Raw genomic sequence first — 16,559 nt, forward strand, 5'->3', positions numbered from 1 at the left:
TAAAGAGAGCTTGTCTATAATACAAATTAGAAAATAAATAGATATCCATAAATAAATTTATAAGAAAGGATAGCATAAATGATTGATTTTGAATGGTATCGCAGCTTTATTAGCATTTACAAATACCGATCCGTTTCTGAAGCAGCCAGAGCGAGGATCTTAACGCAGCCGGCCATGAGTCAGCACTTAGCTGCTTTAGAAGCTGAAATAGGGGAAGGTTTATTTATCCGTGCACCGAGAAAAATGATTCCAACAGAAAAAGGTAAAGAACTGTACACGCGTATTGTCCCGTTAATTGAAAGTCTAGAAGCTGCTTCAATTGAATTAAAAATGACCGCTTCATCTCCCGACGCGCTGCCGGTCGTAAAAATTGGTTCTCCCGTAGAGTATTTTACCGAACAAGCTTTAGAAAGAATAAAAGATGCAGGCATCCGCTGCTACAGCCAGTTTGGTATTGCTTCTGTTTTGCTTGAAAAGATACAAAGCGACGAAATTGATATTGCGATTACAACCCAAAGATTGCAAATACCTGGAATTGAATATACGGTCATTGAAGAAGAAGAGTTTGTCTTAACCGTCCCTCCTTCTTTTGAAATGACACCTAGTAAAGACGTAGAAGAGTTTTTATACAACCAGCGGTGGATTAGCTATGGTCTTGAACTTCCTATTATTAGACGTTTTTGGCGGCAGCATTTTAAAAAACGACCTGAAATTCAGCCTCATCACGTGATTCCAAATCTTCAAACGGTGTTAAAAGCCATTCAGCATCACATGGGAATCAGCCTGCTCCCCCGCTATTTAATTCAAGAAGCGCTTCGAGAAAAAAAAGTAAAAATCGAACTTGAACATTTAGCAGTAAAAAATCAGATCTTTCTTGCTTATAAACTTAAGCATCGCGATCATCCTACTATTCAAAAAACGATACGCTGCTTAAAAAAAGAAACCTCTGCAGACTAGTCTGCGGAGGTTTCTTTTTTTGACAGTTGCTGTGCTGAATCTACGCCTACTAAATCTAAAAAGAAAATAAAAATAGGAATACCAAGAATTAGCCCCCATACGCCCAAGAAGTGTTCACCAAACACTAAAATGATAAACGTAATGAACGTTGGCAAGTTTGTTTTAGATGACATGAGCTTTGGATTTAATACATAGCTTTCAAGTGCGTGAAGTACTACCACCATAATTAACACAGATAGTACTTTTACACCGCCTCCTAAACTGTAAGCGATTGTACAAAGTGGAATGAGTGAAACAAATACCCCAAGAACCGGCACTAGCCCTAGTAGAAAGACCATAACGCCAAGTGCAAGCAAATTAGGAAACCCTAACACCCACAGCGCAATAACGGACAAAATGCTGTTCACAAAAGCGATAATAAACTGAACTTCTATTACCTTGCCGAAGGAATTAACAAATTTTCTCCCCAAATAGCCAGCTTCTTTGAAAAACCAGCCCAGCCTAGATTGTTCCAGTTGGACAAATAATCGATGAATCCGCGACTTTTCAAGTAAAAAGAATAGGCTTAACAAGAGTGCTAAGAAAACTTGTGCACTTACTTTTCCAATATTAGATAAATAGCTGTATACTAAATCAATATTCTGCTGAATATTTTCTGGTGATTTGAATCTCTTTAGATTATCGATAATATAGGTGACGAATGTATTATCAGGGGGGTGTTTGTAAAAATACATCAGCTTCTGTACAAGCTCAGTAACTTGCGTCATAATAACCGGGATATATACATATCCTACAATACCGAGCGCCCCAATCAGTGTGATATAGATGACGATGAGTATAAGCGTTGAATTAAGCGGAAGCTTTCTTCTTAACGTTTGTTGAAGACGACCAATTAAAAAGGTGAAAATAAACGTAAATAACAGCAGCTGAAGCATACTTCTAATGCTGACAAGTAAAACTGTAATGATAATAAGCGTAATGATGCGAATAGTAAGTTTGTTGTGAAGCCAACTTCTTGCAATATTCATGAAACCTTCAATTCTCCTATCTCTCTTTTTCCCAAGTCATTTGTATACATATAAATAAAACGGATACGCTAGACGCTCATATCCGCTTTCGCTATATATAGTGTATCATTTAATATTCAAATTTTACTATATTTCGGCGCTTTTTAGTATGTCTTTATTTTCTCTCCGCTATTCTTTTTCATTTTCCCATACATTATGATAAATTAGCTTGTCTAAATCCCTTCTTTTTTCCCAGTTAGCTTGTTCTAAGATTGGTTTCTCAGGATATTTATCTGTATAGCCAATTGACATAAGCGCTACAGGATCAATATGAGGAGGAATATGTAAAATGTCACGTACATCATTTTTCTTATAAAAACTTACCCACCCCATTGCCAGTCCTTCTGCATATGAAGCAAGCCACATATTTTGAATCGCACACGCAGTTGACATCATATCGGTTTCTGGAATTGAGTTTCTTCCGAGAACATGAGAGCCCCCTCTTGTTGGATCACACGTTACGCAAATAGTTAACGGCGCTTCTTTTAATCCTTGAATCTTGAGCTCTAAAAAATCTTCTTTCTTTTCACCTTCATAATGAATAGCCAGTGCTCTTCTCTCTTTATCTGCTGCCCAGGCAAGTTTATTTTTCACTTCTGTATCAGATACTAATATAAAATTCCAAGGCTGCATAAACCCGACGGAAGGTCCGCTGTGAGCAGCCTGTAGAATGTTATAAACCGTTTCATTCGGAATCTCATCAGACAAAAATGTTCGTACATCTCTTCTTCCATAAATCGCTTTGTATACTGCTTGCTTTTCGTCGTTTGTAAACGAATTCATCTTCTTCAACCTCCATTAAACTCTTTTTTTAACTATTTTTCTAAAAAAACATTAAAAAAATGTGATCCAAACTTTATGTTTTCTCGTATTACTATATGAATCTATCATAAAGGAGGTTGCAAACATGTTCAACGACGTTTTAATGAACTTATTTAACGCAGTAAGCAGCATCATTAACACAATTGGATAATTTGATTGTACATATTGAGTAAGAGAGGGGGCATATTGCATGCTAAACGAGGTACTTATGAACTTTTTTAACGCAGTAAGCAGCATCATCAACACAATCGGATAAAAAAAGCACAAAGAAAAGGGTAACTGCCATTACCACCGTCTTTATGCTTTACTAGTTAAAAATCATATATTTTACAATAAAAAGAACTCTTTGATTAGGAGTTCTTTTTATTTATCCTAACATGTTCCCTTTTATTTGTATATATGCCTTGCCATTTCAACAGATTCACTTATATGTTGCAAGCATACACGTATGTCTGCAGCTCGTAGTGAAGTTCTTTTAAGTCTTCAGCTGCTTCAGTCAATAACTTCTTTCGCTGAGCTGTATACACATCTAGAATAGCCCTTTCTACTTTTACCTTTTCTTCATATAAAATATCTAACTTATCTTCATTTCCTTCAAGGGAAATAGGCTTTAACATAGCAAATTGATAAATGGGTTGTCCATAATCCAATTTTGTTAAAATAGAACCTACTAATACATCCTGTGAGCATTCATATACAAAGTTTAACAGCGTACTTAATTCTTCTAGACGAGAAATATCCAGCTCTGCATTTTCGTTGATCACAGCCCCTATATATTGAAAGCACTCTTCTTCTAACTCATTATAAATAGTTGTGATGCGGTGCAACACTTCATTCAACTTCATAAAGTTCCCCCTTCACACACGCTTCTTGATACAACCATATGACAAAACTTGGTGTTTTATACTAACGAAAAAGCGAGGAATATAAACCTCGCTTCTTCTTTTTACCGATACATACTGGCAATATCTTCAATAAACATAAGCGGTTCTTCTTCTGTTAGTTGTTTAATTGGAGAATACTCCTCTCCACCAAAACTTTGATCTATGTCTTCAATAAATGAAGAAACTTCTTCCGACTCTTCACGATTAGCCGGCATTTCGTATTTTTGTAATTCTGTGCGGTGCACGACGGATAAAATATGGCGAGGAAATTGCTGCTTCGTTTTTCCAAAACAGTATACCGGCTTGTGTTTCAAAAAGCGTTCTACTTCCTCTTGCCGGTTATAAATGCTTCCATGATCACCCCAAGCTACCACAACCAGTTCAGCATCTTCCACTGCTTTTTGAATATATTCACCTGTTCTTGTTCCAACAGCTTCTTCTTTTGAAAGCATGCGTAAAAACGAAACATGGTCCGTTTGATAGCTGAATAAATAAACGATTTCTAAGACTCCAAATCCCCACTTTTGCGCCAGTTCTATGCATTTGGATACAGCTGTATCGTCGCTGTATTCATACGTATTTTCTGGGAATGACAAGATAAACGTAAGTTTACGTTCGTTTACTTCACTCCATTTGCATAATAGAGAATATTTGTATGTGCCTGTTTCATCAAAAATAACTTCTTTTTTCACTGCTTCCATCCCCCTGCCTTCTTACAATCTTGTTACTTATCTATTGCAAATGAGCTAAGCAGTAATCGTAACCTTGACTGTTAAAAGTTTTATTTTATATGTATTTCAAAATCATGCCTTCATGACAACTTTTCTGCCATTTTTTCAAAAAGCCATTTTTTCTTCTATACATGTTTTTTACAGCTAGTGAACATTCACATATACATCTTTCCTCTTTTCGGACCTCCAGTCAAAATAGATAAAATCAAAAGAATGGTCTATAATAAAGAAATAACCAATGACCTTTTCACTCATGTTTTTGACAGTTACGGATTTTTTCTCAGCAGGTATATTCAAACCTGATCCTCTGAGAAAATAGAAGATAAATTTGTGTAAAGAAAGGATTTTGTAAATGGCTACTACACACACATTTACAAGAGGAGAAGAAATTGCAAATGCGATTACACACGGCGTTGGAGCCGTACTCAGCATTGTTGGATTAACGCTTTTAATCGTACTTTCTTCGTTAGAAGGAACGCCTTGGCATGTTATCAGTTTTACTATTTACGGAGTAACCATGCTGCTTCTCTATGTCTCCTCTACGCTTGTCCATAGTTTTCCGGAAGGTAAGGTAAAAGATCTTTTTGAGATATTTGACCACTCTTCTATTTATTTGTTTATTGCCGGTACGTACACTCCATTTTTATTTATCGCAGTAAAGGGAACCACCGGCTGGACACTTTTTGGAATTGTATGGGGCATCGCTCTTGCAGGAATTGTATTCAAAGCTTTTTTTGTGAAGAAATTCCTTTTTATTTCCACTATTCTTTACGTATTTATGGGATGGATGATTGTGTTTGCTTGGGATTCGTTAACTCAAAACATTGCCCATCAAGGAATTGTCCTTCTCGTAGTTGGAGGCGTGTTGTATACAATCGGGGCCGTTTTTTACGTATGGCGAGGATTTCGTTTTCATCATATGATTTGGCATATGTTTGTTCTTGGCGGAACCGTACTCCACTTTTTAGCAATCATTTTATATGTATTGCCTATAACCAATTAAAAAAGGGCCAGAAGGCCCTTTTTTAATTGGTTATAGAATTCCTTACCACAGTTTGGCCATTTGAGTCACAAGCGTATAGACTCCTAGCACAGCCATAATAACGACCACAAAACCGCCAAAAACGGTAAGCCAAGTCGGATGCTTGTAATCGCCTACTATCTTCTTTTTATACGCCGCTATAAGCATTGTTCCGAGTGTAATAGGTAAGATTAACCCGTTTAATGCTCCAGCTAAAATAAGCAGAGTGACCGGCTGGCCAATCGTCAAGAAAACCAGGGTTGAAATCGTAATAAATGCAATGATAATCCAGTTTTCATATTTCTCAATCCGTTTGCTGAAGGATTTAATAAAGGAAACCGATGTATATGCTGAACCAATAACTGAAGTGATAGCCGCTGCTGCCATGACGACGCCGAATAATTTATAGCCAATATCCCCTGCGGCTAACTGAAAAACAGAGGCTGGTGGATTGTCAGGATTCAGTTTTAACCCTTGACTCAACACACCTAATGTCGCTAAAAATAGAAAAATTCGAATGATCGAAGCAATCGTAATACCAGATACTGCTCCTCTTGTTACTTCAGGAATCGCGGCTTTTCCTTTAATTCCTGCATCTAATAAACGGTGACCTCCTGCAAATGTAATATATCCTCCTACCGTTCCTCCTACAAGAGTAACAATCGCCATTACATCAATGTGCTCCGGCCAAAATGATTTGGAGACTGCTTCTCCTACTGGGGGAGCGGACGAAATAGCCACATACACCATTAAAATAATTAATATTCCGCCCATTAATTGAGCAAATCGATCCATTAATTTTCCGGCTTCTTTGACTAAAAAAATTGCGATAGAAATGATGGCTGTAATGACTGCACCCGCTTTAGGAGAAATACCAAATAGCGCATTGAAGCCAAGACCGGCTCCTCCTACGTTTCCAATATTAAATGCTAAGCCTCCAATTACAATTAAAATAGCAATAAATAAGCCGAGGCCTGGCAAAACATTGTTAGCGATATCCTGTGCTCTTTTTTCTGAAACGGCAATAATACGCCATACGTTTAGCTGAACGCCAATGTCTAATAAAATCGACAGTAAAATGACAAAACCAAAACTTGCGGCGAGAGCTTGTGTAAAGACCGTTGTTTGAGTTAAAAAACCTGGCCCCACTGCTGAAGTAGCCATTAAAAATGCTGCTCCGAGCAGCACGCTCCAGTTGCGTTCTTTTTTCATGATGTCACCTCATTGTGGTTGAATAATGATTTGTTCTTCTTTTAGCTTGTCACAAATAGCTTTGGCAAATTCAACAGCATGTGCACCGTCTCCATGAATACAAACGGTATCTGCTTGAATGGGAATCTCTTCATTTTGCACAGTGAATACTTTCTTTTCTTTGACCATTTTAATTACTTGAGAAATAGCCGCTTCTTCATCTTGAATCACGGCGTTTTCAACGTTTCTCGGCGTCAGCATGCCGTTCTGTTGATAGGTTCGATCTGCAAATACTTCCTGAGACGTACACAGGCCCATTTCGTTTCCAGCCTTAATCAATTCACTTCCAGCCAAACCATATAGAATAGCTTCCTGACTAACATTATAAACAGCTTCAGCAATAGCTTTAGCTATGTCTCGATCCCCTGCAGCCATATTATATAAAGCGCCATGAGGTTTCACATGATGAAGGGTCCCTCCTTCTGCACGTATAAAAGCTGAAAGAGCCCCCATTTGATACACCATTAAATCATAAGCTTCTCGAGGCGTAATTTTCATATATCTACGTCCAAATCCAGCTAAATCTTGCAATCCGGGGTGCGCGCCAATCGCCACATTTTCACTCAAAGCCAGCTTTACTGTTTCTCTCATAACCGAAGGATCTCCGGCATGAAAGCCACAAGCAATGTTTGCAGACGTTACATAGCGTAAAATTTCTTTATCATTTCCTAATCTATAGTTCCCAAAGCTCTCCCCTAAGTCACAGTTCAAATCAACGGTAGCCATCTTCTTCTCTCCTTATATTTTCATTCGAAGTGCTCTTTTAATATGATTTATTTTCTTTTCCTGCTCCATATATAAATGCTGCGCTTCATCCAGTGAAATTGCTTGAAAAAAAACCTTTTTTCCTGGAGAAATTTGCGCCAGCGCTGAAAAATCTGCAGTTGCTACCTGTCCGATTCTAGGATATCCTCCTGTCGTTTGATGATCTGCTAATAAAACAATGGGCTGTCCTTCTTTTGGTACTTGAATCGTACCGAACGTCACAGCGCTAGAGAGCAGCTCTTTTTCTTGACCAAGGACTAATTTCTTCCCTTTTAGCCTATAGCCCATGCGGTCAGATTGAGGGGTAACGTCAAATTCTTGATTAAAGAAATGTTGTTGACTTTCTTTTGTAAACCAATCAAATTCCGCACCTTTCATCGTGCGGATAATAGACGTCTCGTATGAAGGAAGAAGTTTAGGATGAATCGTCCAAAAAGCCTGCTGAAAAGAGCGGTCCGTTTGCTTTTTCATCAGTTTCTTTATAATTGCTTCCCCCGTTTCTGTAGGAGGGCGGCTTAATACTTCGTCCCCTGACTGTAGTGCTCTACCGTGCAGCCCGCCTATCCGAGCGCGAAGTGAAGTAGATGTACTTCCCATAACTGCAGGAACATTAAAAGCACCGGAAACCGATAAATAAGAACGGCACCCTAAAGTCGGAACACCAAACTGTAGCACGCTCCCTTTTTTCACATATAAAGGCCGCCACATCTTTACGGCTTCATCATTAACAGTTGGCGATAAATCCCCTCCCGTCAGGGCAATCAAAGCATCTTGCTGAAATTCAATTTTTGGTCCCATTAACGTAATTTCAATAACCGGCTGATTTTCTTGATTTCCTACTAATAAGTTGGCAATCCTTAAAGCAACTTTGTCCATTGCTCCGCTGACAATCATGCCGTCCTTTTGATATCCATGTCTGCCGGTATCTTGAATCGTTGTTAATAAACCGGGACGTATCACTTTAATACTCATCTTCGTCCACCTCCTTTTGGGCTTCATATTCCGTTTCAGAGATAGAAACAAATCGGACACGATCACCTGCTTGAAGCAAGCTTGGCGAATCTTTTTTGGGGTTAAATAGTGTAAGAGGAGTACGCCCAATCAACTGCCATCCTCCAGGTGTCTCAATTGGGTACACGCCGGTTTGCATTCCTGCGATGCCAACTGACCCTTTTGGGATGCTGTTTCTCGGTGATTCTTTTCTTGGAGTCGCAATTTCTTCGCTCATCCCACCCAAGTAAGGAAAACCAGGAGCAAAGCCTAGCATATACACCAAATATTCTCCATTTGTATGAATGGAGATAACTTCATCAGGCGTTAATGAATGAAAAGCAGCTACCCTCTCTAAGTCCGGGCCGTACTTTCCTCCGTAGCACACCGGAATTTCAATTTGTCTAGCGACCGCTTCAGATTTTTCTTCCTGGCGGAAAAGCAGCTCTTCAATATATGTAGATATTGCTGTGTAAGGATTTCTTCTTCCTTTTTCACTCATTATCCAAGGGTCATAATAGATTGTAACTGTTGTAAAAGCCGGCACATATTCAATCATCCCCTTACATAATGATTGCTCTAGCACCTCAGTAAATTGCTGAATACGTTTATGTATGCCGAAATTAATTTCGTCTCCAAATGAAACGACAATGCCGCTGTCACCAAGAGGATAAAGTCGATAATCGTGGCTCATTCCGTCTCCTCCTTTTTTACTTAGTATTGTTTGAGCAGCTCCCTTTAATGCTGTAATTAGATACATCCATTAGAATTACTAATGAAATTATTGTTTTTGAATAACAATTTCTTATATATCTAATAAAAAAAAGAACAATAAATCCCTATCCTGTATGGATAACATTATATAAATATAAAATAATCTTATGTTCTACTAAAACAAACTCCAAAGAAAAATTCAACCTTTTTAAAATTTTATCGTCAAAAGGATCACGCTTTTTCAATTTTCCCCATAAAAAAACTGCTTTGTTTTTTATACCAAAGCAGTTTTTTTGTAAACATGTACAAAAAGGAAAAACTCATGGGCAGTAAACCATTATATACCTCTGCGAGCGAAATCTACAAAACGAAACTTATCAAGACGATGACGTGATTCCGTATATTGAAAAAGGCTTGCATCTTCTAAATACACATAGTTTCTTACTACCACAATATGTTCATAGTCTTTTAAATCTAAGTAACACTTATCTTCGTCCGTCAGCTCGTCAACGGAAATTTCTTTTTTGGCAAAGCTGATTTTCAGCCCAAGATCTTTTTCTAAGTATTCATAAATAGAGCCTTTGCATATATCTTTTGTGAGGTGAGGAACATACTTTTTATGAAAAAAATCTTTATCTAAAATAATTTTTTCTCCATCGATTTCACGCGCTCGAACTACTTTCCATATGAGATCTTTTTTCGTCGCCCCAAGCTGTGTGCACAGATCTTGATCGGCCTTGACTAATTCAAACTCTTTTACAATAGTAGTCGATGTATGTCCTAGCTTTTCCGCTACTTCTTTAAAGCTAACAAGTCCTGATACTGGAAAATCAAAGCGTGATACGTCCAATACAAATGAGCCTTTTCCTTTCATTTTTTGAATGTACCCATTTTGTGAAAGTAAATTTAACGCTTTCCGTATCGTTTCACGAGACGTTTGATACTGTTCAACAAGCTCATTTTCAGAAGGAAGTTTTGTATTAGGACGCCAGTCACCACGTTTAATTTTATCGACTAACTGTTCGTAAATGCTGATAAATTTATTTTCTTTCAATTGCCATCACCTATTTTACTTTCTATATATACCCAATTGTATAAAAAGAACGATAGATTGTCACCCATCGTTCTTTGTACTTTTTTCTCTATTTTTTTAAATGATACACGATCGATTCATACGGCCGAAGCAAGACTCGCTTTAATTCCTTTGATGAATCTTCGTAGTTAGACAGCAATATTTCACTATGATATCCTTCAAAAGTTAGATTTTCTGGCAGTTGAAAAATTGTTTCACTCCCGTAGAAATTGTTTATCACGAGCAGCTTTTCATCTGCTCCATTTCGGATATAAGCAAAAATCTGCTCGTCTTCTCCAAGAATCAATTCATAGTTTCCATAGGTGATAATCTCATACTGCTTGCGCAGTGCAATAAGCTTTTGATAAAAATAAAAAATTGAATCTTCATCATCTAACGCTTTTTCTACATTAATTTCACGATAGTTATCGGCTGGATTAATCCACGGCTTTCCTTTTGTAAAACCTGCATTATGCTCATCGCTCCATTGCACCGGTGTACGGGAATTATCTCTTGATTTATGTTTTAAAATCTCCAAAATTTCATTTTCGTCCATTCCCTGTGCACGTTTTATCTCATACACATTTAATGACTCCACATCTCTATATTCATCAATAGAAGAAAACTTCGGGTTTGTCATACCTATTTCTTCCCCTTGATAAATATAAGGTGTTCCCTGCATCAGATGAATCGTTGCAGCGAGCATTTTGGCAGATTTATTATGATAGAGTTCATCGTTTCCATAGCGGGAAACAACGCGAGGCTGATCATGGTTGCACCAAAATAGTGCATTCCATCCCCCTCCTTTATTCATCTCCGTTTGCCAAGTTGATAGAATCTCTTTTAATTTAATGAAATCAAAATCTGCTAGCGCCCACTTTTCTCCGTTTGGGTAATCGACTTTCAAATGATGAAAATTAAACGTCATGCTAAGCTCGCCCCGGTCCGGATGAGAATATTGAATACAGTGGTCAACAGTTGTCGACGACATTTCTCCAACGGTCATGCTATCGTATTTTGAAAAAACTTCTTGATTCATTTCTCGCATATATTCGTGAACGCGAGGACCGTCGGTATAAAATTTCCGTCCATCTCCTGGCGCGATAGAACCATCATCATCTAAAAAGCGCTGATCTTTTGAAATTAAGTTAATAACGTCCAGACGAAATCCATCTACTCCTTTTTCAAACCAAAACGTCATCATATCGTACACGCTGCGGCGCACACGCTCATTTTCCCAGTTCAAATCCGCTTGCGTGACATCAAACAAATGCAGATACGATTGTTCTGTCAGCTTATCATGCTCCCACGCCGAACCTCCAAATTTTGAAACCCAATTCGTCGGAGCACTTCCATCTTCTTTTTGATCTTTCCAAATATAAAAATCTCTGTACGGGTTATCTTTCGATTTTTTAGCTTCTTGAAACCATTCATGTTCAGTTGACGTATGATTAACGACAATATCCATGATGATTTTAAGATCCCGCTTATGCGCTTCTGTTATTAAACGATCGAAGTCCTCCATTGTTCCGTATTCTTCTTGAATAACAAAATAATCACTTATATCATATCCATTATCCCGCTGCGGCGATTTATAAATTGGCGTTAGCCATACAACGTCTACGCCAAGCTTTTTCAAATAATCTAGCTTTTCAATAATACCAGCTATATCACCCACGCCGTTGCCAGTCGTATCGTAAAAGCTTTTAGGATAAATTTGATAGACAACCGATTTTTTCCACCAAGGTTCTTGCATTTTTAACACCACCATTTAATTCTTTGGATTATGTTGAAACGATTCTGTAGCCGCGACAGTTGATGTAACGGTTGATTTTTTCTGAAGCTTTCCAAGCGTTAACGTTAAAAGAAACGGCACCACAATTACGATTACCATTCCAATAATAAAAGCTGGCCAGCTCTGTGGAACAATTGATAACGGAGCAGGGATACCCCCAATTCCCACCGATGCTGCTTTCACTCCCGCCACGGATATGACGACACCTGCAATAGCTGAACCAATCACTGCAGAAATAAAAGCAAATCTAAAGCGTAAATTCACACCAAACATTGCAGGTTCCGTAATGCCAAGCCACGCTGAAATCCCTGACGTTAAAGACAGTCCTTTTAATTTCTCATCATTTTTTGAAAGAATCATTATCGCAAAAGCCGCAGAGCCTTGTGCAATATTAGATAATGCTACCATTGGCCACAAGAACGTACTTCCCACGCTTCCAATCAGCTGTAAATCTACAGCTAAAAATGTATGGTGCATGCCCGTAATAACAAGAGGAGCATATAAGCCTCCGTATACAAGCCCTCCAATAAATGGAGCCGTTTTAAAAAGCCATACAACTGCACCTGTAATAACATTTCCTATTGCAAATGTAATTGGACCAATCACAATAAAAGCGAGAAACCCTGTTACTAAAAGAGCTACAGGCGCTACAATTAAAAGCTGAAAACCATCCGGTATTCGTTTTCGTAAAAACAATTCGATTTTTGCCAGTACAAACGAAGCAGCTAGCACAGGTAAAACCTGCCCTTGATAGCCAACTTTCTCAACGTGCAGACCAAATAAATTCCACGTATCGATACTTCCTTTTTTTAATGCTTCTCCATAAGACCAGGCATTTAGCAAATCAGGATGGACCAGCATGAGCCCAAGGACAATTCCAAATAAAGGACTTCCTCCAAAACGCGTAACAGCTGACCATCCAATAAGAGCCGGCAAAAAGGCAAAAGCCGTATTGGCAATTAAATTAATCATGCTCGCGAAGTCTTTCCACTGTGTATGAACATCTACGATTGATTTATCATCGTAAAAAATTCCGGCTCCTGTTAATACATTATTGATTCCCATTAATAAACCCGCGGTTACGATGGCCGGTAAAATGGGAATAAAAATGTCAGCTAATGTTTTTATTGCGCGCTGCAGCGGATTTAAGTTTTTAGCCGCTTCGTTTTTCACTTCCTCTTTTGACAGTTCACCTATCCCTGTAAGCGCCACCATTTCTTTATATACTTTATCAACCGTGCCTTGACCAATAACAACTTGAAACTGGCCGTTTGTAGAAAAAGATCCTTTTACCAATTCGTGCTCATCTAGCATACGTTGATTGACTTTACCTTCATCTTTTAAAACAAGTCGAAGACGCGTTACACAATGCGTTGCAGCAGAGATATTTTCTTTTCCGCCAACGGCTTCTACAATGCGCTCCACAGATTCTCGATTCATGTCTTTTCCCCCTTGTTTCCGTTTTCATTTTACTCCTGTATTTCCTATCCCCCATATAAATCTCACCGCAAACCTGTATATACAAGTTTTATATTTTTATTCTAACCTGTATATACAGGTTCGTCAACAAAAATAAAATTACTTCTTTTTCATTTCATGATATAGTCAAAAAGCAAAGTATATGGAAGGAGACGTTACAATGCTGCAAGTAAGATTAATGGGAAAACAAGAAGAAATTAATGAAGCGATCAAACAGTTTGAACAAAACTACCATATAGAACATCAGTCAAAAGAATATACGCGAAGCGCTAATCCAAAGTACGAGCGCAAAAAAGATACTCGGGTGTATCTTTCCATGCATTTAAAGGATAAATAAAAAGCACAAGAGCATGCTATGCTCTTGTGCTTTTTATTTTATATCGAAACAATTTGATGGGAATAATGGCTCTCAGGACCCGTAACTTTTTTTGTTAACTGAATTATTTTTCGTAATTCATCAATTGGAACTTGCCCAGGAGCTGAGCTGCTTTTCCCTACAGCGAAAGTAACAGAAGATCCGTACATCCACCCGACGATCCGGCTAATAGCTCCTAACCCTCCCATCGACATGGTAATGAGAGGAATGGTGAGCTCTTTTTCAGCCTCTCTTGTAGCTTCCAATAAAGTTAAAACATCTTGATTGTTCTGAGGCATGACAGCTGCTTTCGCTGCATCTGCTCCGTAAAATTCAGCTAAAAATAAGCTTTTAAAAATTTCCGTTTTAGGAGGCGTAAAAGAAAAATTATGATAAGAAAGCACAAGTTTCTTATTATTTTCCTTGGAAACTTCACGTAAATAGCGGATATGCTCTGGCTGATTTGATACTTCAAAATCAATAATTGCTACATATGGATGCTTACATACCTCTGCAAGTATCGCTACTACTTCCTTTTCTGATAAGGAAATAGGCTGTCCCCCTTCTTTTTGAGAACGTACAGTAAGCAAAATAGGCGTGCGCTCGCTATTTTCATATATATCTTTAGCTGCAGAAAGGACGCTGTTTATATCTTCAATTTCTTCGTAAAAATCTAAGCGCCATTCAATTATATCCGGTTTTTTTAATAGAATTTCCGCTAGCTCCGTTAAAAGCTCTTTGCGATCTTTGCCCACTAAAGGCGTACAAATAGCCGGAGAATGAGCTCCTTCTCCTCGTTCTAACATAGGAACAGCTCCTTTTTATCAAAGTTAAATGATTCCGTTTTCATTTCAGCATTTGTTCCATACTTGTTAAACAGATACATGGTGTACTTTCTTATCCGGTGAGTAAATATCCATGATGTTCCAATGTCCTGACGTTGGTACAGGATTGTTTAACATCGCTACATCAATTACAACTGGTTTATTAGAAGCAACAGCTCTTTGAAGTGCCGGTTTAAACTCTTCGGCTGATTGAATTTTTATACCTTCTACTCCATAAGCTTTAGCGATACTTGCAAAGTCAGGAGAATATACCTCTCCATCTTTTTCAAATACCGTGCCTAGAGTGGTTCCAAAATGTGCTTTTTGCAGTCCCGCGATCGTACCAAACGCAAAGTTGTTCATAATGATCCAAACCACCGGAATATTCTCTTCGGCTGCCGTAGCAAGCACAGCTGGATTCTGGCCGAAACCTCCGTCTCCTACTAGAGAAACAACTACTTTATCAGGCTGAGCTACCTTTGCTCCTAAAGCTGCCGGCGCTCCAAAGCCCATTGTGGCAAAACCTCCTGGAGTTAATATACTTCCAGGTTCATAGATTGGAAACTGCTGTCCTACCCCATTCTTATTCCACCCTACATCAGTAGTAATATAGGCATCTTTCGGCAGGACTTCACGAACTTCATTTAAAATTCGCTGCGGCTGCATTGGGAATGAATTGTCGTGAATATATTCTTCATTGCTAGCTTTAAACTCTTCACGATAAGAAGCAATCTCTTTGATTAATGCTTCATTTTTTACTCCTTCCGGAATAAGCTGTTTAGCTACGCGATTTAAGACTTTAAGGGCTTGTTTTAAATCCGCTACTGCACCAATTTCGGCAGGATAATTACGCCCTATCTCGCTAGGATCAATATCAATATGAATCAATTTTGTTTTTGAAAAATCAAACGTATATTCCGGCTCCCAGGAGCTAGAATCTGCTTCTGCAAATCTTGTTCCTAATGCTAAAATATAATCAGCAGTCCGACACTTTTCATTAATAAACTTCGTGCCCCAAAAACCAGTCATCCCTAGAGTCAAGTCATGATCATCTGGAAGTGCTCCTTTGCCCATTAAGGAGTGGGCTACCGGAATGTTCAAGTGATCCACAAGCTCTTTTAATTCATTTGCTGCGTCTGCTAATAGGATGCCTCCGCCTACATATAACACTGGATTTTTGGCTTTAATTAATTTTTGTACAATACTCTTTGCCGTTTCATCATCGATAGAAGGTTTTTGCAAAGATTTCGTTTGGCGATGCAATCGATCAAATAAAGAAACATCGATCTTTTTTGAAAAGATATCCATAGGTACAGATACTAATACGGGGCCAGGATTTCCACTTTCCGCTAGTAAAAATGCTTTCTCTAATATTTCTGGAAATAAATCCGGACGGTCAACTCTCCATGCACGCTTAACGAACGGACGATAAATTTCATATTGCGAAGCATCAGCATGTAAATTTACCTCTTGATGCGGATGCTTTCCATAATAATGAGTAGGAACATCACCAGCGATGACAACCATTGGAATTGAATCTAACGCTGCGTTGGCTACACCTGTAGCAGCGTTTGTTAACCCAGGACCTAAGTGACTTAATACTACTGCTGCTTTTTTCGTCACACGTGCATAGCCATCAGCTGCATGCGCTGCAATTTGTTCGTGTCGAACGTTGATAAATTTAATTTCGCTTTCTTCTAAGGCTGTTAGTACCGCTATGTTTGTATGACCACACAAACCAAAAATATGCTCGATGCCTCGTTCCTCAAGATAATTTACTAACTGATGTGATATTAATTTTTCCATTGTATATCCTCCTTTAAATTCACTAT

16 protein-coding genes are annotated in these 16,559 nt (G+C 38.4%); 3 read left to right on the forward strand and 13 right to left on the reverse strand.

Annotated features, from left to right (window positions below):
• Nucleotides 1-78: 78 nt before the first annotated feature.
• Entirely contained in the window at nt 79-957 is an 879-nt protein-coding gene (locus ACFX40_RS04225) for a LysR family transcriptional regulator (RefSeq protein WP_050691266.1), read from the forward strand.
• Here ACFX40_RS04225 and ACFX40_RS04230 read toward each other — a convergent pair.
• The 4 genes from ACFX40_RS04230 to ACFX40_RS04245 all read right to left on the reverse strand — a co-directional run bounded on the left by ACFX40_RS04230 (nt 954) and on the right by ACFX40_RS04245 (nt 4,431).
• Nucleotides 954-1,985 carry an AI-2E family transporter gene (locus ACFX40_RS04230; protein WP_208756063.1) on the reverse strand — a complete coding sequence of 344 codons (1,032 nt, stop codon included), beginning with the start codon at nt 1,983-1,985 and terminating at the stop codon, nt 954-956. The genes ACFX40_RS04225 and ACFX40_RS04230 overlap by 4 nt on opposite strands.
• A 168-nt stretch (nt 1,986-2,153) precedes the next feature.
• Nucleotides 2,154-2,807 (reverse strand): 5,6-dimethylbenzimidazole synthase, encoded by a 654-nt coding sequence (bluB, locus tag ACFX40_RS04235; RefSeq protein WP_013055676.1) that lies wholly within the window; start codon nt 2,805-2,807, stop codon nt 2,154-2,156.
• A 464-nt stretch (nt 2,808-3,271) separates the two neighbouring features.
• Entirely contained in the window at nt 3,272-3,691 is a 420-nt protein-coding gene (locus ACFX40_RS04240) for a hypothetical protein (RefSeq protein WP_028407667.1), read from the reverse strand.
• A 101-nt stretch (nt 3,692-3,792) separates the two neighbouring features.
• A complete protein-coding gene (locus tag ACFX40_RS04245) occupies nt 3,793-4,431 on the reverse strand; it encodes a DUF1643 domain-containing protein (protein WP_225049547.1) in 639 nt (212 codons plus the stop codon).
• A 382-nt stretch (nt 4,432-4,813) separates the two neighbouring features.
• Between ACFX40_RS04245 and trhA the strand changes: the two genes are divergently transcribed.
• On the forward strand, nt 4,814-5,464 hold the full coding sequence (trhA, locus tag ACFX40_RS04250; RefSeq protein WP_013055671.1) for a PAQR family membrane homeostasis protein TrhA: 651 nt from the start codon (nt 4,814-4,816) through the stop codon (nt 5,462-5,464).
• Nucleotides 5,465-5,506: 42 nt separating this feature from the next.
• Here the strand turns inward: trhA and ACFX40_RS04255 are convergent, their stop codons facing one another.
• The 7 genes from ACFX40_RS04255 to treP form a co-directional block, all read right to left on the reverse strand.
• On the reverse strand, nt 5,507-6,694 hold the full coding sequence (locus ACFX40_RS04255) for an NRAMP family divalent metal transporter (RefSeq protein ID WP_028407665.1): 1,188 nt from the start codon (nt 6,692-6,694) through the stop codon (nt 5,507-5,509).
• Between the two features lie 9 nt (nt 6,695-6,703).
• Nucleotides 6,704-7,459 carry a LamB/YcsF family protein gene (locus tag ACFX40_RS04260; protein WP_195695220.1) on the reverse strand — a complete coding sequence of 252 codons (756 nt, stop codon included), beginning with the start codon at nt 7,457-7,459 and terminating at the stop codon, nt 6,704-6,706.
• 12 nt (nt 7,460-7,471) lie between these two features.
• Entirely contained in the window at nt 7,472-8,470 is a 999-nt protein-coding gene (locus ACFX40_RS04265) for a 5-oxoprolinase subunit C family protein (RefSeq protein ID WP_208756062.1), read from the reverse strand.
• A complete protein-coding gene (pxpB, locus tag ACFX40_RS04270; RefSeq protein ID WP_028407662.1) occupies nt 8,460-9,182 on the reverse strand; it encodes a 5-oxoprolinase subunit PxpB in 723 nt (240 codons plus the stop codon). The genes ACFX40_RS04265 and pxpB overlap by 11 nt, the downstream gene beginning before the upstream one ends.
• 357 nt (nt 9,183-9,539) lie before the next feature.
• Nucleotides 9,540-10,256: a trehalose operon repressor gene (treR, locus tag ACFX40_RS04275; protein WP_013055666.1), complete on the reverse strand. Its 717-nt coding sequence runs from the start codon at nt 10,254-10,256 to the stop codon at nt 9,540-9,542.
• An 88-nt stretch (nt 10,257-10,344) separates the two neighbouring features.
• Nucleotides 10,345-12,030 carry an alpha,alpha-phosphotrehalase gene (gene treC, locus ACFX40_RS04280; RefSeq protein ID WP_098966157.1) on the reverse strand — a complete coding sequence of 562 codons (1,686 nt, stop codon included), beginning with the start codon at nt 12,028-12,030 and terminating at the stop codon, nt 10,345-10,347.
• Between the two features lie 15 nt (nt 12,031-12,045).
• A complete protein-coding gene (treP, locus tag ACFX40_RS04285) occupies nt 12,046-13,509 on the reverse strand; it encodes a PTS system trehalose-specific EIIBC component (RefSeq protein WP_028407660.1) in 1,464 nt (487 codons plus the stop codon).
• Nucleotides 13,510-13,708: 199 nt separating this feature from the next.
• Between treP and ACFX40_RS04290 the strand changes: the two genes are divergently transcribed.
• The gene (locus ACFX40_RS04290; protein ID WP_013081969.1) at nt 13,709-13,885 is read left to right on the forward strand and encodes a YvzF family protein; all 177 of its coding nucleotides are present in this window, start codon (nt 13,709-13,711) and stop codon (nt 13,883-13,885) included.
• Nucleotides 13,886-13,923: 38 nt separating this feature from the next.
• Here the strand turns inward: ACFX40_RS04290 and aroD are convergent, their stop codons facing one another.
• Both aroD and ACFX40_RS04300 read right to left on the reverse strand, forming a co-directional pair.
• Nucleotides 13,924-14,709, reverse strand: coding sequence for a type I 3-dehydroquinate dehydratase (gene aroD / locus ACFX40_RS04295; RefSeq protein ID WP_377237382.1), 786 nt, complete (start codon nt 14,707-14,709; stop codon nt 13,924-13,926).
• A 66-nt stretch (nt 14,710-14,775) separates the two neighbouring features.
• Nucleotides 14,776-16,533 (reverse strand): thiamine pyrophosphate-binding protein, encoded by a 1,758-nt coding sequence (locus ACFX40_RS04300; protein WP_028407658.1) that lies wholly within the window; start codon nt 16,531-16,533, stop codon nt 14,776-14,778.
• Nucleotides 16,534-16,559: the final 26 nt, after the last annotated feature.

Origin of the sequence: Priestia sp. YIM B13552, from assembly GCF_042787775.1 — a bacterium.
In the GTDB taxonomy this organism is placed as follows: Bacteria; Bacillota; Bacilli; order Bacillales; family Bacillaceae_H; genus Priestia; species Priestia megaterium_E.